Here is a 14,184-nt window from a genome sequence, read left to right as displayed (position 1 = left end):
CTCCCGCAAAAATTATGAGCCCATTACATCATATGTTTCTAAAAACTTTGTATTAAACTCTCCGCTGACAAATGTTTCGTGTTCAAGCAGTTTCAAATGGAACGGAATCGTCGTTTCAATACCTTCAATCACGAATTCGCTCAGCGCGCGTTTCATCCGTGCGACTGCCTCATCACGCGTTGTTCCGTATGTGATGACTTTAGCAATCATACTGTCATAGTACGGCGGGATCGAATAGCCGGGATATGCGGCTGAATCCACGCGTACGCCGAGTCCGCCCGGCGGCAGGTACATGTTAATTTTACCGGGTGAAGGCATGAAGTTTTTCGCAGGGTTTTCAGCGTTGATGCGGCATTCAATCGCCCAGCCGTTAAATTCAACATCTTCCTGTCTGAGCGAAAGCTCCTGTCCGGATGCCACTTTGATCTGTTCTTTGATCAGATCCGTTCCCGTCACCATTTCTGTGACAGGGTGCTCTACTTGAATACGCGTGTTCATCTCCATGAAGTAGTAGCGCTGTTCTCTGTAGTCATAGATGAATTCTACTGTGCCGGCTCCCGTGTAACCGACGGCCTTCGCTGCTTTTACCGCTGCTTCACCCATCTGCTCCCTGATTTCAGAATCAAGCGCAGGTGACGGTGACTCTTCAAGAAGTTTTTGCAGACGTCTTTGGATAGAACAGTCACGCTCTCCGAGATGGATCGTGTTTCCGTAATTATCCGCAAGCACCTGAATTTCAACATGGCGGAAATCTTCTATGTACTTCTCGATGTACACACCCGGATTTCCGAATGCCGTAGCGGCTTCCTGCTGGGTAATCTCAATGCCTTTGATCAGTTCTTCTTCTGTGCGTGCGACCCGGATGCCTTTTCCGCCTCCGCCCGCAGTGGCTTTTATAATGACAGGATACCCAATTTCACCTGCAAGCGAAACCGCTTCTTCCGTATTTTTTATGATTCCTTTTGAACCGGGCACAATCGGCACGCCCGCCAGCTGCATCGTGTCGCGGGCGATATCTTTTGTTCCCATTTTTGAAATGGCGTCAGCCGTAGGGCCGACAAACGTTACGTTTAATTCCTCGCACAGCTCGGCAAAGTCGGCGTTTTCAGCTAAAAACCCGTATCCCGGATGAATCGCATCCGTGCCGGTCAGCTTTGCGACGCTGACGATGTTCGTTACATTTAAATAGCTTTCTTTTGATGTTTTCGGCCCGATACAAAAAGCCTCATCGGCCATTTGGACATGCAGGGCGTCTTTATCTGCCTCAGAATAAACGGCTACAGTTTCAATGCCCAGCTCTTTGCAGGCACGGATAATTCTGACGGCGATTTCTCCTCGGTTGGCGATCAATAGCTTTTTAATCATAATAGCAGGTCTCCTTACTCAGCTTTTACAAGAAATAGAGGTTGTCCGTATTCGACCAGCTGGCCGTTTTCAACTAACACTTCAACGATTTCTCCTTTTACTTCGGCTTCAATCTCGTTAAAGAGTTTCATTGCTTCTACGATACAAACAACTGTATTTTCGCTCACTTTTGAACCTTGGTTTACGTAAGGGCCGGCTTCCGGCGATGAAGAAGCATAAAACGTTCCGACCATCGGAGACGTAATTTTGTGCAGGTTTTCGTCTTGTTTCGGCGCTTCCTGAGCAGGAGCGGCTTCACTCGCTTCCGGTTTTGCAGCCTGCGGAGCAGGTGCGTAAGCGGCGGGAACGGCTTGGGCTTGTCCCGTTACATTCACTGCCGGCGCTTCATTTTTTTTCAGTTTGAGGCTTACGCCTTCAATTTCGTAAACAAATTCGTCGATGGAAGATTCATCGATTCTTTTTATCAGTTCATGAATTTCGTTGATTTTTAACATCAGTTTCCACTCCTATGTATAAAAAATAGAAATTTATGGGTTGCTACTAAAAGTACATACTATGTTTATCTTACAGGAGCGCTTGTGTAAATTCAACACTGATCTAAAATGACATCAGAAAAGCCCGCAGCGGGTGCGGGCGGTTCAGGTCTCTTACTTTGTCGGTTCAAACGTGACGGCGACGTCTTTCATCGTCTTGATTTCTTTTTCCACCAGGTCAATGATAGCGGAAGCTTTTGCGTTTGAATGTTTGTCAGACATGACGGTAATGTTGATTTTGTCTCCTTCAGCATCCACGAGCGCATCTTTGTAGCCTTGTGTTTTAATCAGCGTTTCCAGCTGTTTTTCCGTCCCTTCAGCATTGCTCAGCGCCGTCATTTTATCGTAGGCTTCGCTTTTTTCCTTTGCGGTCGCATCATCGCTTGAAACAATGCTGTTTAACTGTTCCCTTTCTTTGCTTCTCGCGTCTTCAAGCTCCATGCGGTATGCGGTAAATAAGTTTTCATCAGCTGTTTCTGTGGCGACCGATCCGTCTTTGTCCGATGCTTCGGCTGATGTTTCTTTATCCTCTTTTGTGCCTTTAGAATCTTTCGTTCCTTTTGTGCCGTCTTCTTTTTCCGTGCCGCTTCCGCTCTTATCTTTCGTTTCAGGAGCCGGCGTTTTTTCAGTGGCGACTTCTCCGCTGCTTTTTTCGCTTTTCATCTGCACGGCATTTTTGCTTTCCGGCGACATAATATAATAAACACTTAATACCACGACGAGACTGAGCATTGTTAAAAGCCAAACCGTTTGTTTTTTCAGCATGATTTATGAATCCTCCTTGATTTTTTTAGGGGCAACCGCTACACGATAGCTCGGAACATCGAGCACCCTTGTGACGGCATCAATGATGGTTTTTTTTATTTGAACGTTGTCCACTCCCTGAGCGACAACGAGTACACCGCGGATATCGGGCTTTTTCGTCTGGACGACGACCGGGGTTTCCTGGTCCCCGTTTCGAATCATGACAATTTGTTCTTCAGAGGTTTGATCGGTTACGCTTCTTTTGCCGCCTTCTTTATCGGTTTCTTCAGTGGTGGTGTCTTTTTTCGTTTTATTTTTCTCAAACACTTTCAGAGATGTTGCGTCTACGTTTACGACAATTGAGACATCCTCCACGCCGATAATCGTTTCAAGGATTTCTTTCAGCTGGTTTTCATAGTCTCTTTCGTAATCATCGATTGTGGTTTTTGCGCTGCCGTCTTTCGATGCCTTAAAAACGGGTGCGCTTTTTTGCCCGCTTTTGTCTTCCGTTCGGCCGGACATGACGGTCTGCGCCGTTTGGTCCTTCTCGGTTTTCTCCGGTGAAGAGAACAGCTGGCTGACCAGCATAAAAGATACCCCGAGCACAAACACGAACAGAAAGTAATGATATTTTGTCAGTTTTGGTTTTTCTCCGTCTTTCGCCTGTCCGATCATCAGCTGTTTTTTGAGTATGGTCCATAGTCCGTTTTTATTCATGGCCGTTTTTCTCCCCGCCTTCCATATAAACCGTAATTTTCTCACTGCCGATTTCCCATATATCCGCAAGTTTTTCTTTGATGTCTGCGGCCTCTTTTTTGTCGGCTACGCCTTCCGGTTCGTATTTGCGGTCTGTGCGGATGTCGATCGGTGCGACGGTTTGCACGGTTTTTTCAGAAGATGGGGCCATATACACGCTGATCGTTTTTACATCTTCTTCTGAACGAACCTGTTCTTCCGCTGTAAGGCGGATGTCGTCTATTTTGTATTCGTCATGACTGAACATCTCCTCCGCTTTCTTTTTTAGTTGGACAGCCATTTCTTCTAAAACATATGCGCGGTTTGATGCTTGTATTTCTTTTTTTTCTGATTTAATTTGATTTTTTATATCAGCGGATTGAGATTGCTCTTGTTTTGTCAAATAATCGAAGATGATTTCCGGGTCTGTTTTGAAAAGTTTGAATATCGGGTTGAGCATGACAATGATTAACAGCAGGCTGACAACCATCTTGGCGTATTTTTGCATACTGGAGCTGGGCAGCAGCATGTCGATGACGATGGCGAATAAGATAAATAAAATAATGCTTGTCAGCCATTCTGTTAAAAAGCTCATATCCAATGGGCCTCCTTTATTTCATCATCATGGTGAGGTTGCCTGCTGTAATAATGACTGTGATGCTGAGGAAAAACATGAGAGAGACGATGGCGAGCGCCGCGAAAATATACAGTACGCTTCTGCTGATGACGCCGAGGCACGTAATGACGGGCCCGCCTCCGAGCGGCTGCAGAATAGCGGCCGCGAGCTTATAAATAAAAGCGAGCGAGAGCACTTTGATCGCCGGAAACGCGGAGATGCAGATCAAAATTCCGACTCCGAGGATTCCCACGGTGTTTTTTAATAGGAGCGAAGCGCTGATGACCGTATCCGTCGCATCCGTAAACATCCGGCCGAGCACGGGAATAAAATTGCCTGTTATAAATTTTGCAGTCCTGAGCGTAATCCCGTCCGTCACGGCAGCCGAAGCCCCCTGTACGGAGATGACGCCGAGAAACACGGTGAGAAATACGGCAAGCGCGCCGATTGCGATATTTCTGAGCAGATTGGCAAGCTGCGTGACTTTATATTGATCCGTCATCGTGCTGACGATGCTTAAAATCGCTGACAGGAAGATAAGCGGCATGACGATGTTTTGAATGAGAAGGCCGCTCGTATTCATCAGAAATAAAATAACGGGGTGAAAAAAAGCTGCGGAGACGGCTCCCCCGGAAGACGCCAAAAGCGCGAGTAAAAGCGGGATGAGCGCGAGAATGAAGCTTGTCATCGTCTGGATCGCTTCACTGGCATAATTGACGGCAACATGAAAGCTGTTTAAAGCGAGAATAATCAGCACCATGTAGACGATTGCATAAGCCACTTTGCTGACGGTGCTCTGCTGGAACGCATTTTGCAGGAGCTGCAGAATGACACAAAAAATGGTGAGAAGAATCAAAGTTCCCAGAAGCTTTCCGTTTGCGAGCACTTCATGAAACAAGTATGAAAATAAAGCCTTCAGCCATGCCTCCGGCGAGAACTTTTTTTCTCCGTTAATAAAGTCGATGATGCTTCCCTTTTGGCTTTCAGGCAGAAGACCGCCGTATTCTGTCATGATGTCGTCCCAAAACTTTCCGATGCCTTCTGTTTTCAGCGCTTCGGCCTGCTTTTTCGCCACTTCATCAGCGGATTCTTGGTGAACTGCGGTTTCCTGCGACGCACCGTCTGTTCCGGCAGCTTGTACACATTCAGTCTGAAAAAATAAGAGGATGAACAAAAAAGCTCCCGCCCACCGAAAGCGCTTCATTTTTTGTGCCCCCCTTTCCATTTTATTTTTGATCAAGAAGGAATAAGTCCGAGAATCGTTTCAATAATGACGGTGAGTATCGGCACGGCCATTACCAGTATCAAAATTTTTCCGGCCAGCTCTATTTTCGAAGCAATCGCTCCCTGGCCCGCATCCTTTGTAAGCTGCGCTCCGAATTCAGCGATGTAGGCGATGCCGATAATTTTTAAAATGGTTTCCACATAGACCATATTGACATTTGCATTGACGGCTATTTTTTCTATCATTCTGATAATGTCGTAAATCTGGTCGATGAGATAAAGAAAGATCACGCAGCCGCTGAAGACGACAATCATAAACGCGAAAGTCGGTTTCTGTTCTTTTACGATCAGGGAGAGAAATGTGGCGATCAGGCCTAAACCTACAATTTGAACAATCTCAATCTGTAAGCCCCCCTATCCTTGGAATAGAAACACAGCTTTGATCTTTTTGAACAGGTCATCGACAATCGTCGCCACCATAAATAAAATATAGATAAAGCCAAGCAGCGTCACCCACTGGGCGTATTCTTTTTTTCCCATTTGGTCAAGTATGGTGTGCAGAAACGCAACCACGATACCGACTCCGGCGATTTGAAAAATGACATTTACGTCGACTCCCATTTTATGTTTGCTCCCCTCATGTTTACATCAATAGAAGAATGAGTAACAGTCCGGCTAAAAATCCTAAGCTTTTCACCATTTTTTCATTTTTCGCCTGCGCCCGTCCGGCATCCGCTTCCGCCGCTTCCAAATGTGTAAGCGCAAGCTTGATATGTTTCTGCTGAGAAACACGGTCATGGAGCCCGAGCGTCTCTCCGAATTGCTTCAGCACATCATATTCGCTTTTTTTCATCGCCATGGAAGACCAATTATGTTTCAAGCTCTGTTCCCAAGCCGTTTTGGCGGAATCGCTTCCCTGCTCAAGCCTTGTGCTGAAAGCTTGAAACAATAATGATACAGGTTTGGAAAGCTGTGCGGCAATTTGTCCCGAGGCGGTATGCAGCGGTGTATGCCCGAACATGATTTCCGCTTCAAGCGATTGGAGCGCCGCGCGCAGCTGGCGGATCTGCCTCGGCCTTTCTATATACATTTTGGCGATCTCAAATCCGGTCCAAGTCGTCGCTGTCAGAATAAACACGGCACCCAAAAGCTTCAGCATGTCATCACGCTTTCAGCATGCGGAACAGGTTTCCCGTCCTTTCCGTACATCCTGCTGATCGTTCCGGGACCGCGGCGCCTTGACAGTTCAACATACCGGTCAAACACGTTTTCCTCCCAAAGCATTTTCAGCGACGGCCTCTTTACCAAGTCTTTCATATTCCACCCGTGCGCAGATACGATAACGGATACGCCCGCATGGAGCGCCTCCAGCAGCGCTTGTGAGTCTTCCATTCTCCCGATTTCATCCACAATTATCACATCAGGACTCATCGAGCGAATCATCATCATCAGCCCTTCCGCCTTCGGACAGGCATCAAGGACATCGATTCTGCGGCCGAAACTGTGCTGGGGAATGCCCCGCAGGCAGCCGGCAATTTCCGAACGTTCATCTACGATACCTGTCTTTTTTGCAGGAATGCGTTTTGATCCGGTGCTGGAAAGCCGGGCCAAATCACGAAGCAAGGTCGTTTTCCCCGTTTGCGGAGGACCGATGATCAGCGTATTCAGCCAGTTTTCTTTCCATAAGAAAGGAATGAGCGGTTCTGCGATTCCCAGCTTCTCCCGGGCGATTCGGATATTAAAAGAAGTAATATCCCGGAGTCCTTTGACAGCTCCGTTTTCGACGATGACTCTTCCGGCCAGCCCCACTCGGTGGCCTCCTCTGATTGTGATATAGCCTTTTTTCAGCTCTTCTTCCAGCGTGTACATACTGTAATTGCTGAGCCGGCTGAGGATCAGCTGTGCGTCGCCGGCCGTACAGACATATGACAAATACAAAGGTTGTCCTTTTTGGATCAGTTCAACCGGCCTGTCGACACGGATTCTGATTTCTTCTGTATCCCGCCTCGCTTCTTCGGGCACGGCGGAGATGGCATGTCTCAATAATTCAGGGAGAACCTCTGTAATTTCATTCAATAGAGTCTCCTCCTTTTTTACCGATTGGCTTCTTTAAAATGTATGATCCGGGACAGACTTTATGACACCCCGGCCCTCTATTTATGCACACCGGCCAAAATCAGCACCACTCCCGCAAAAATCAATATTAATTTTGCATATGAGAGCTGTCCGGCAATCTGATAAATGCCGATCGTCATTGTGATGATAAAGATCAGCGGGCCGACGATTGCCAAAATACTATTCACCACAACCGCTTTTCTGATGTCGTTTGTCAAAAGCATGATAATAGCGGCCGATAATTCAATGAGCGAGGACAAAACTCGTAAACCGGCCATCGTTAAAACAGTAGAATTGATTGAACCAAACAAAAATTTCATTGCAATCCCCCAACTTCAAGCATTTTGTTACACTATATGCTCTAGCTGACGGAAGTAGTCTCACTATTTTCATATAGAAGAAAGATTCTGAGGCAGAACGCAAAAAAAGCCTGCCCCGTAAAAGGAGCAGACTCCGAATTTCTTTAACTACGCTCTTGACACGTAAGAACCGTCTGATGTATTTACAACCAGCGTATCGCCTTCGTTCACGAAAAACGGTACGTTTACGACAAGGCCTGTTTCCGTTTTGGCAGGTTTCGTGCCGCCTGACGCCGTGTCGCCTTTAATTCCCGGCTCTGTTTCAACAACTTTCAGTTCAACTGTGTTCGGCAGTTCAATACCGAGCGTTTCAGACTGATACATCATGATGTGCACAGACATATTTTCCAGAAGATATTTTAATTCTTCTTCGATTTGGTTTTCGTTCAATTCAAGCTGTTCATATGAGCTTGTATCCATGAACACGTGCTGATCGCCGTTGGCATAAAGATACTGCATCGTTTTTGTTTCAATTTGAGCTTTCGCGACTTTTTCACCTGCACGGAATGTTTTCTCCTGAATAGCGCCCGTGCGCAGGTTACGCAATTTAGAACGGACAAATGCCGCTCCTTTTCCCGGCTTTACGTGCTGGAAGTCAACGACGCGCCAAATGCCGCCGTCTACTTCAATCGTTAGTCCTGTACGAAAATCGTTAACTGAAATCATGTTTGATGTCCTCCTATATTCCGATCACAAAATAATTAATTCTTTAGGGGAATGCGTAATTGTCCGGTTGCCGTCCTCAGTGATGATGATATCATCTTCGATTCTTGCGCCCCCAACTTCCGGTATGTATATGCCCGGCTCAACCGTTACCGCCATGCCCGGCTCAAGAACGGCCGATGACCTGAAAGACAGCCCCGGTGATTCATGGACTTCCATTCCGAACCCGTGTCCTGTCGAATGGCCGAAATACTGTCCGTAGCCTTTTGCGGTGATGTGATCCCTCGTCAGGGCGTCCGCTTCTTTTCCCGTCATGCCGGGTTTAATATGCAGGACACCAAGCGCTTGGGCATCGTATACTACCTGATAAATCTCTTTCAGTTTATCACTTGGCTCTCCGACCGCGACGGTGCGTGTGATATCAGAACAATAGCCTTTATAATAAGCGCCGAAATCGAGCGTGACCAAGTCTCCCTTTTCAATCAATTTGCCGCTAGCCACTCCGTGGGGAAGGCTGGATCTGACTCCCGAGGCGACGATCATATCAAAGGAAGAGCCGTCTGCTCCTTGACGTCTCATATAAAATTCAAGCTCGTTTGCAACTGAAATCTCTGAGATGCCCGGTTTGATAAACGTCAGAATATGTTCAAACGCATCATCCGCAATCTTCGCAGCTTCCTCTAATATCTTAATCTCTTCACTTGACTTAATCAAGCGCAACTTTTCAACGGAATCCGCGACGGGAACCATCTCCGCTTCCTGCAGCACCGCTTGGTAGGATGCATATGTTCCGTACGTCATGCTGTTTTGCTCGAAGCCGAGTTTTTTAATGCCGTACTCAAGAATTGTATCCGCAGCCGTTTGGATTAAGCTTCCGCCGTGCTCGATAATGTCAAAACCCTTCACTTGCGTCTTCGCCTGCTCGGTGTAACGGAAATCCGTGATAAATGCCGCACGTTCTTTCGATATGACCGCAAGGCCTGACGAACCCGTAAATCCCGTCATATACTGCAGATTGGCGGAGCTTGTCACCAACATTCCGTCTATATCCAGCTGACCGAAAAGATTTCGCAATTTCTCAAGTTTCATTCCCTTTCTCCTCCTCGCCGATTCTTGACTGCCGCCTGACAACGCGGGAGCATCCCCGCCCGGTTTTCAGCATAAAAAATGTTCACTTCTCGTGAACATTTTACCATACCGGACAGGGATTATACACTTATTCACTTGTTGCCGAGCGCCCTTGCAAGCTTGTCTGACGTAAGTTCATTGTAGTTGAAGGAAATTGAGTAGCCGACAAACAAACCGTACAGAATGTAAAGGCAAAGCGTCGTCACGATTGTATCTGATTTCAATTCAGTGACGGATTTCACATCTTCGAAAATCGGATTGAATAAGAAAAAAACCGCACACCATAAAATGACGCCGTACACCATCCCCGGCCACATGGTTTTAAAACGCTTCAGGCAGACGAAATAAATAAACGCCCCGGCAATTGAAATGAATCCGAATACAACGATGCTGACCATCGTGCCGAGCCATTGTTTTTTCCATTCTCCGATCATAAACGGCTGAAGAATCATGTTGGGGCTGATCTCTGAAAAATGAAAGACATACCCGAGATAGCCGATCAAACTCCAAAATACACCGCCGGCAAATCCGATACCGCAAATTCTGCCGGTAAATGAAACAGGCTGCTGATCATCATCCTGCTTCTTTTTTTCTTCCTGTTCTGAATGTTTTTCGCTTGTCATCATGGCACCTCCAGTCATAGACTGCCCCAAAATTGAAAAGTCATAAAAAACTGCGCCATATTTTCATTCAATGAGTAAAATCTAAAGAAACGGGGTATACTGCATGTAGAAAAAGCATTGATTTTCCGGCTGTCTAACTAGAGGTTTACCGCGGTTTCCTGTACAATAGAGTGAAAGGAAATGGTTAGTAAATCCTAAAAAAACAGGCAGGTTGATAAACAATGTCCAAACAAAAAACGCCCCCTGCTTACGGCGGGCAGGCCGTCGTTGAAGGGGTCATGTTCGGCGGCAGAAAAAATTATGTTACCGCCATCCGCAGGAATGACGGAAGCATTGATTTTTTCAAGCTTCCGAGAGTGCCGAACGCCAAGCTTTCGGCTTTAAAAAAGATTCCTTTTTTGCGGGGAATCGTCGCCATCATTGAGGCGAGCGCCAACGGCACAAAGCATTTAAACTTTTCCAGCGAACGTTACGGGCTTGATCCTCAAGATGACGCCAAGCTGGAGCAGGAAGATAAGAAGGGCTCGGGCTTATCGATGTTTTTCAGCCTGGCGGTGATCGGCGTTCTGTCGTTTTTGTTCAGCAAATTCGTTTTTACGCTCGTCCCGGTCTTCTTAGCGGAGCTTGTAAGGCCCGTATTTTCCTCAGACGCCGCGCAGATCGGAATCGAAAGTCTGTTTAAGCTTATTCTGCTTCTCGGCTACATTTATTTTTTATCAATGACGCCGTTAATTAAAAGAGTGTTTCAATATCATGGAGCCGAACATAAGGTCATAAACTGTTATGAACAGAATTTGCCAATTACAATAGAAAATGTTCAGAAGCAGTCACGGCTTCATTACCGTTGCGGTTCAAGCTTTATTTTATTTACGATCATTGTCGGCATGTTCATCTATTTACTCGTTCCGACAGATCCGCTTTGGATGCGGATTTTAGACAGGATTGCGCTTATACCGGTCGTTCTCGGCATCTCCTTTGAAGTGCTCCAGCTGACGAACAGAGTGCGGAATATCCCCGTTTTGAAAGTGCTCGGTTATCCCGGCCTGTGGCTGCAGCTTTTAACGACAAAGGAACCGGCGGATGACCAGGTCGAGGTTGCCATAGAAAGCTTTAACGAGCTTCTCAGACTGGAAGACATTTCAGAACAGAGCGAAAAACCGTCTCACAACGTAATCTGAACCGTTACCGTTATTATTTTGGAGGTGGGCAGTTATGAATCATCGTGTACAACCTTTTTTTGCTGTATTGATAGCGCTTGGCGCATTCGGTTTCATTTATGCGGCGGTAACCAACCCCGGGCAGATGATTTCAAGAGCGATCACCGTTATTATCGCAGGCATCATTATTTATTTTATCGTGAGGACGGTCCTGAACCGCCGCACCGGCCGTGACGGAACCGCTTTCAGAAAAGCGGTCAGACAATCGCGGCTCCGAATGAAGGAGCAAAAAGCGAAGCACCGCGCCGGACACAGAGGCCGGGTCAGCCATTTGCGGAGCGTGCCGAGCAGCAGCAGACCGAAGCCGATGATTCTTAAGAAAAAAAGCCAGACCCAGCTTACCGTCATAGAAGGCAAAAAGAATAAAAAGAAAAACAGAGCGCTTTTTTAATAGCTCCATTGCTTCAAAAATTGCTCTGTTCTGCTTTTTCCTAGCTCAATGAGAGCTAGTTTTTTTTGCCGTGTGAGATGAAACTCCGTCGCCATCACATGTTCCACCGGAATAAAAATAATATTTTGTTCGTACTTTGTCGCGATATGCCTGGCATCATGAGCGTCTTTCATCGTTTCAAACAAAGCCCCGAACAGCTCAAAAGCGTTGCGGATTGATTTTTTCGGGCGCTCTTTTTCGTTGGGCGAAAGCGAAATTCCGATGACCGGCCGTTTGCGTTCTTTTGAATACAGCCAAATCGGGAAATTGCTTAACACGCCGCCGTCAACGACCGTTGAGGTGCCTTTTTCTGTCTTCAGTTTTATCGGTTCAAAAAAATAAGGAATGCTGCAGCTCATTCTGACGGCTCTGGCAACCGGGAACATCTCCGGATTTAATCCGTAGCGGGGAAGATCGTCAGGAAGCACGATCATCGTTCCGTTCGTCAGATCTGAAGCGATGAGACGGAGCGAGCCTTTTTTCAAATCGCCGAACGCGATGATGCCCTTCGCTTTTAATTTATCCGCAATCCATTTTTCCAGCATATCGCCTCTGTATAGTCCGAGGCGCCAATATATCGACACCCACCGCAGGATTTTCAGCGGGAGGAATGAGTATCTCTGATCAAGCAATTGCCTTCCGTCCACCTCATCTATGATGGAATGAACCTCTCTGCTCGTATAGCCCGCAGCGATAAATGCGGCAATAATTGCGCCGGCGCTTGTTCCGGCGAGCCTTTCAAAGCGAAAGCCCTTTTCTTCCAGCGCTTCATAAGCGCCGGCAAGCGCCACCCCTTTTATCCCCCCTCCCGAAAATACGCCGTCAATCTGCATAGCGCGCCCTCTCCCTTCCATCTCAAGGTGTATTATTATTTTAAGAAACGGCTGGGCGAAATAGACCAAAGAATGAAGACATTAAAAAAAGGGCGCCCCATTTCGGGCTGCCCTTTATTCACCGGGATTTTCGGTTTTTTTCTGTATGGATTTCAATTCTTTTTTCCGGCTTTCGTCATCTTCAAAATACTGAACGAGGTCGCCGATGCGGTCAATGCTGTTCCAGCTCAGATGATGTTCGATTCCTTCAACATCATTGTAAATCTTCTCTTCATCAACACCAATGATTCTTAAAAACTGCTCAAGCAATTCGTGTCTGTATACGAGCCGTTTGCCGATCTTTTTGCCTTTTGACGTCAATACGAGCCCGCGATATTTTTCATAAATCAAATACTCGTCTTTATCTAGTTTTTGAACCATTTTCGTTACAGAGGAGGGGTGGACTGCCAAAGCTTCCGCGATATCAGAAACCCGTGCATATCCTTTTTCTTCTATCAGCATATAAATCTGTTCAATATAATCTTCCATACTTGGTGTTGTCATAAGTAACCCTCCCAAAAAGCACCTTAACTTTATAAACCATTACAAGTTTACACTAACGGTCATGAAAAAACAAGGATGCTTCCGGTCTGTCAAGCCTTATCAGCGCTTATAATTCCATTCATCGGACGCGTATTTCGTCTCAGCCAGCTCATTGACAAATGCAAGCTCTTCAGACGTGAGTGTGTAGGGCTCAAGATGTATGTTCAGCCCTTCCTCAAAACCGGCTTTAAAAGCGATTCTGGCCTCATCCATCGTTACCCGTTTCGGCGCTAAGGCGTTGATGGCTACCGCTTTGTTTTTGAAATTCCGCTGCATGCGCTCACGGACTCTGTCGCTCGGATATAAAAACAGATCAAACAGTTTATCCTCATCAATGTCAAGCAGGATGGAACCGTGCTGAAGAATGACGCCTTTTTGGCGTGTCTGTGCGCTTCCGGCAACTTTCCGCCCTTCGACGACCAGTTCATACCACGAAGGCGCATCAAAGCAGACGGACGAGCGCGGATTTTTCAAGCTTTCTTTTTCTTTCTCCGTTCGCGGAATCGCAAAGTAGGCATCAAGTCCAAGGTTTCTGAATCCCTGCAGAATACCTTCTGAAATCACCCGGTACGCCTCTGTCACCGTGGCCGGCATTTCCGGGTGATCCTCTGAAACGATTACGCTGTATGTCAATTCTTTATCATGCAGAACACCCCGTCCGCCTGTCGGTCTTCTGACAAACCCGAGGCCGTGTTTATGTACTGCGTCAAAGTTAATTTCCTTCTTAATATTTTGAAAATACCCGACAGACAAAGTTGCCGGATTCCAGCCGTAAAAACGGATCACCGGTGGAATTTTTTTTTGGCTGTGCCAATATAAAAGCGCTTCATCCAGCGCCATGTTAAATGCCGGGCTTTCGTTCCCTGAGTCAATAAACCGCCATGTTTCTTTTTCCATACACTGAACCCTTCTTTATCGTTTTAATAAAATCAGTTTAACAAACTGCCTTGAAAATGAAAAATATTTCGTTTCATTAAGGATGACAATCGCTTCATGCTTTACTATAATAGTATTTGT

19 protein-coding genes are annotated in these 14,184 nt (G+C 46.5%); 2 read left to right on the top strand and 17 right to left on the bottom strand.

The features are described from left to right. Positions 1–12 precede the first annotated feature (12 nt). The 14 genes from accC to SB24_RS17320 all read right to left on the bottom strand — a co-directional run bounded on the left by accC (position 13) and on the right by SB24_RS17320 (position 10,105). Positions 13–1,365 (bottom strand): acetyl-CoA carboxylase biotin carboxylase subunit, encoded by a 1,353-nt coding sequence (accC, locus tag SB24_RS17385; protein WP_007408348.1) that lies wholly within the window; start codon positions 1,363–1,365, stop codon positions 13–15. 14 nt (positions 1,366–1,379) lie between these two features. Then, the gene (gene accB / locus SB24_RS17380) at positions 1,380–1,859 is read right to left on the bottom strand and encodes an acetyl-CoA carboxylase biotin carboxyl carrier protein (RefSeq protein ID WP_007408347.1); all 480 of its coding nucleotides are present in this window, start codon (positions 1,857–1,859) and stop codon (positions 1,380–1,382) included. Between the two features lie 153 nt (positions 1,860–2,012). Further along, entirely contained in the window at positions 2,013–2,663 is a 651-nt protein-coding gene (locus tag SB24_RS17375; protein ID WP_007408346.1) for a SpoIIIAH-like family protein, read from the bottom strand. A gap of 3 nt (positions 2,664–2,666) precedes the next feature. Beyond that, positions 2,667–3,359, bottom strand: coding sequence for a stage III sporulation protein AG (spoIIIAG, locus tag SB24_RS17370; RefSeq protein ID WP_015417802.1), 693 nt, complete (start codon positions 3,357–3,359; stop codon positions 2,667–2,669). Then, positions 3,352–3,972, bottom strand: coding sequence for a stage III sporulation protein AF (gene spoIIIAF / locus SB24_RS17365; protein ID WP_039254510.1), 621 nt, complete (start codon positions 3,970–3,972; stop codon positions 3,352–3,354). Before spoIIIAF ends, spoIIIAG begins: the two co-directional genes overlap by 8 nt. Positions 3,973–3,988: 16 nt before the next feature. Further along, entirely contained in the window at positions 3,989–5,197 is a 1,209-nt protein-coding gene (gene spoIIIAE, locus SB24_RS17360; RefSeq protein WP_039254509.1) for a stage III sporulation protein AE, read from the bottom strand. A 32-nt stretch (positions 5,198–5,229) separates the two neighbouring features. Further along, entirely contained in the window at positions 5,230–5,619 is a 390-nt protein-coding gene (spoIIIAD, locus tag SB24_RS17355; protein WP_071392571.1) for a stage III sporulation protein AD, read from the bottom strand. Between the two features lie 12 nt (positions 5,620–5,631). Next, positions 5,632–5,838 carry a stage III sporulation protein AC gene (gene spoIIIAC, locus SB24_RS17350; RefSeq protein WP_003153142.1) on the bottom strand — a complete coding sequence of 69 codons (207 nt, stop codon included), beginning with the start codon at positions 5,836–5,838 and terminating at the stop codon, positions 5,632–5,634. A 22-nt stretch (positions 5,839–5,860) separates the two neighbouring features. After that, entirely contained in the window at positions 5,861–6,376 is a 516-nt protein-coding gene (spoIIIAB, locus tag SB24_RS17345) for a stage III sporulation protein SpoIIIAB (RefSeq protein WP_015417803.1), read from the bottom strand. After that, entirely contained in the window at positions 6,370–7,293 is a 924-nt protein-coding gene (spoIIIAA, locus tag SB24_RS17340) for a stage III sporulation protein AA (protein ID WP_039254506.1), read from the bottom strand. Before spoIIIAA ends, spoIIIAB begins: the two co-directional genes overlap by 7 nt. Positions 7,294–7,370: 77 nt before the next feature. After that, positions 7,371–7,652, bottom strand: coding sequence for a YqhV family protein (locus SB24_RS17335; protein WP_003153124.1), 282 nt, complete (start codon positions 7,650–7,652; stop codon positions 7,371–7,373). 147 nt (positions 7,653–7,799) lie between these two features. Next, positions 7,800–8,357, bottom strand: coding sequence for an elongation factor P (efp, locus tag SB24_RS17330; protein ID WP_003153123.1), 558 nt, complete (start codon positions 8,355–8,357; stop codon positions 7,800–7,802). Between the two features lie 24 nt (positions 8,358–8,381). Then, entirely contained in the window at positions 8,382–9,443 is a 1,062-nt protein-coding gene (locus SB24_RS17325; RefSeq protein ID WP_003153122.1) for a M24 family metallopeptidase, read from the bottom strand. A 131-nt stretch (positions 9,444–9,574) separates the two neighbouring features. Next, entirely contained in the window at positions 9,575–10,105 is a 531-nt protein-coding gene (locus SB24_RS17320) for a YqhR family membrane protein (protein WP_039254503.1), read from the bottom strand. A 221-nt stretch (positions 10,106–10,326) separates the two neighbouring features. Between SB24_RS17320 and SB24_RS17315 the strand changes: the two genes are divergently transcribed. Then, positions 10,327–11,283, top strand: coding sequence for a DUF1385 domain-containing protein (locus tag SB24_RS17315; protein WP_015417805.1), 957 nt, complete (start codon positions 10,327–10,329; stop codon positions 11,281–11,283). Positions 11,284–11,317: 34 nt separating this feature from the next. Next, positions 11,318–11,713, top strand: a complete 396-nt coding sequence (locus SB24_RS17310) for an SA1362 family protein (RefSeq protein ID WP_015417806.1) — start codon at positions 11,318–11,320, stop codon at positions 11,711–11,713. On the opposite strand, the gene SB24_RS17305 is transcribed toward SB24_RS17310, so the two are convergent. From SB24_RS17305 to SB24_RS17295, 3 genes are all read right to left on the bottom strand, one after another. Beyond that, positions 11,710–12,585: a patatin-like phospholipase family protein gene (locus tag SB24_RS17305; protein WP_039254501.1), complete on the bottom strand. Its 876-nt coding sequence runs from the start codon at positions 12,583–12,585 to the stop codon at positions 11,710–11,712. The genes SB24_RS17310 and SB24_RS17305 overlap by 4 nt on opposite strands. 114 nt (positions 12,586–12,699) lie before the next feature. After that, positions 12,700–13,128: a transcriptional regulator MntR gene (gene mntR, locus SB24_RS17300; protein WP_039254499.1), complete on the bottom strand. Its 429-nt coding sequence runs from the start codon at positions 13,126–13,128 to the stop codon at positions 12,700–12,702. A 99-nt stretch (positions 13,129–13,227) separates the two neighbouring features. After that, positions 13,228–14,064, bottom strand: coding sequence for a lipoate--protein ligase family protein (locus SB24_RS17295; RefSeq protein WP_015240200.1), 837 nt, complete (start codon positions 14,062–14,064; stop codon positions 13,228–13,230). Between the last annotated feature and the right edge of the window lie 120 nt (positions 14,065–14,184).

The organism is Bacillus sp. Pc3, assembly GCF_000815145.1.
GTDB lineage: Bacteria > Bacillota > Bacilli > Bacillales > Bacillaceae > Bacillus > Bacillus velezensis.
Note: the sequence above shows the minus strand (reverse complement) of the source record. Positions and strands in the feature narration are given on the sequence as shown.

Bases quoted from the DNA above. Each gene is read 5' to 3' on its own strand.
- SB24_RS17315 (WP_015417805.1), top strand. From the start codon at position 10,327: ATGTCCAAACAAAAAACGCCCCCTGCTTACGGCGGGCAGGCCGTCGTT.
- spoIIIAG (WP_015417802.1), bottom strand. From the start codon at position 3,359: ATGAATAAAAACGGACTATGGACCATACTCAAAAAACAGCTGATGATC.
- efp (WP_003153123.1), bottom strand. From the start codon at position 8,357: ATGATTTCAGTTAACGATTTTCGTACAGGACTAACGATTGAAGTAGAC.
- spoIIIAF (WP_039254510.1), bottom strand. From the start codon at position 3,972: ATGAGCTTTTTAACAGAATGGCTGACAAGCATTATTTTATTTATCTTA.
- spoIIIAC (WP_003153142.1), bottom strand. From the start codon at position 5,838: ATGGGAGTCGACGTAAATGTCATTTTTCAAATCGCCGGAGTCGGTATC.
- SB24_RS17310 (WP_015417806.1), top strand. From the start codon at position 11,318: ATGAATCATCGTGTACAACCTTTTTTTGCTGTATTGATAGCGCTTGGC.
- spoIIIAE (WP_039254509.1), bottom strand. From the start codon at position 5,197: ATGAAGCGCTTTCGGTGGGCGGGAGCTTTTTTGTTCATCCTCTTATTT.
- SB24_RS17295 (WP_015240200.1), bottom strand. From the start codon at position 14,064: ATGGAAAAAGAAACATGGCGGTTTATTGACTCAGGGAACGAAAGCCCG.
- SB24_RS17375 (WP_007408346.1), bottom strand. From the start codon at position 2,663: ATGCTGAAAAAACAAACGGTTTGGCTTTTAACAATGCTCAGTCTCGTC.
- accC (WP_007408348.1), bottom strand. From the start codon at position 1,365: ATGATTAAAAAGCTATTGATCGCCAACCGAGGAGAAATCGCCGTCAGA.
- accB (WP_007408347.1), bottom strand. From the start codon at position 1,859: ATGTTAAAAATCAACGAAATTCATGAACTGATAAAAAGAATCGATGAA.
- SB24_RS17305 (WP_039254501.1), bottom strand. From the start codon at position 12,585: ATGCAGATTGACGGCGTATTTTCGGGAGGGGGGATAAAAGGGGTGGCG.
- spoIIIAB (WP_015417803.1), bottom strand. From the start codon at position 6,376: ATGCTGAAGCTTTTGGGTGCCGTGTTTATTCTGACAGCGACGACTTGG.
- SB24_RS17335 (WP_003153124.1), bottom strand. From the start codon at position 7,652: ATGAAATTTTTGTTTGGTTCAATCAATTCTACTGTTTTAACGATGGCC.
- SB24_RS17320 (WP_039254503.1), bottom strand. From the start codon at position 10,105: ATGACAAGCGAAAAACATTCAGAACAGGAAGAAAAAAAGAAGCAGGAT.
- SB24_RS17325 (WP_003153122.1), bottom strand. From the start codon at position 9,443: ATGAAACTTGAGAAATTGCGAAATCTTTTCGGTCAGCTGGATATAGAC.
- mntR (WP_039254499.1), bottom strand. From the start codon at position 13,128: ATGACAACACCAAGTATGGAAGATTATATTGAACAGATTTATATGCTG.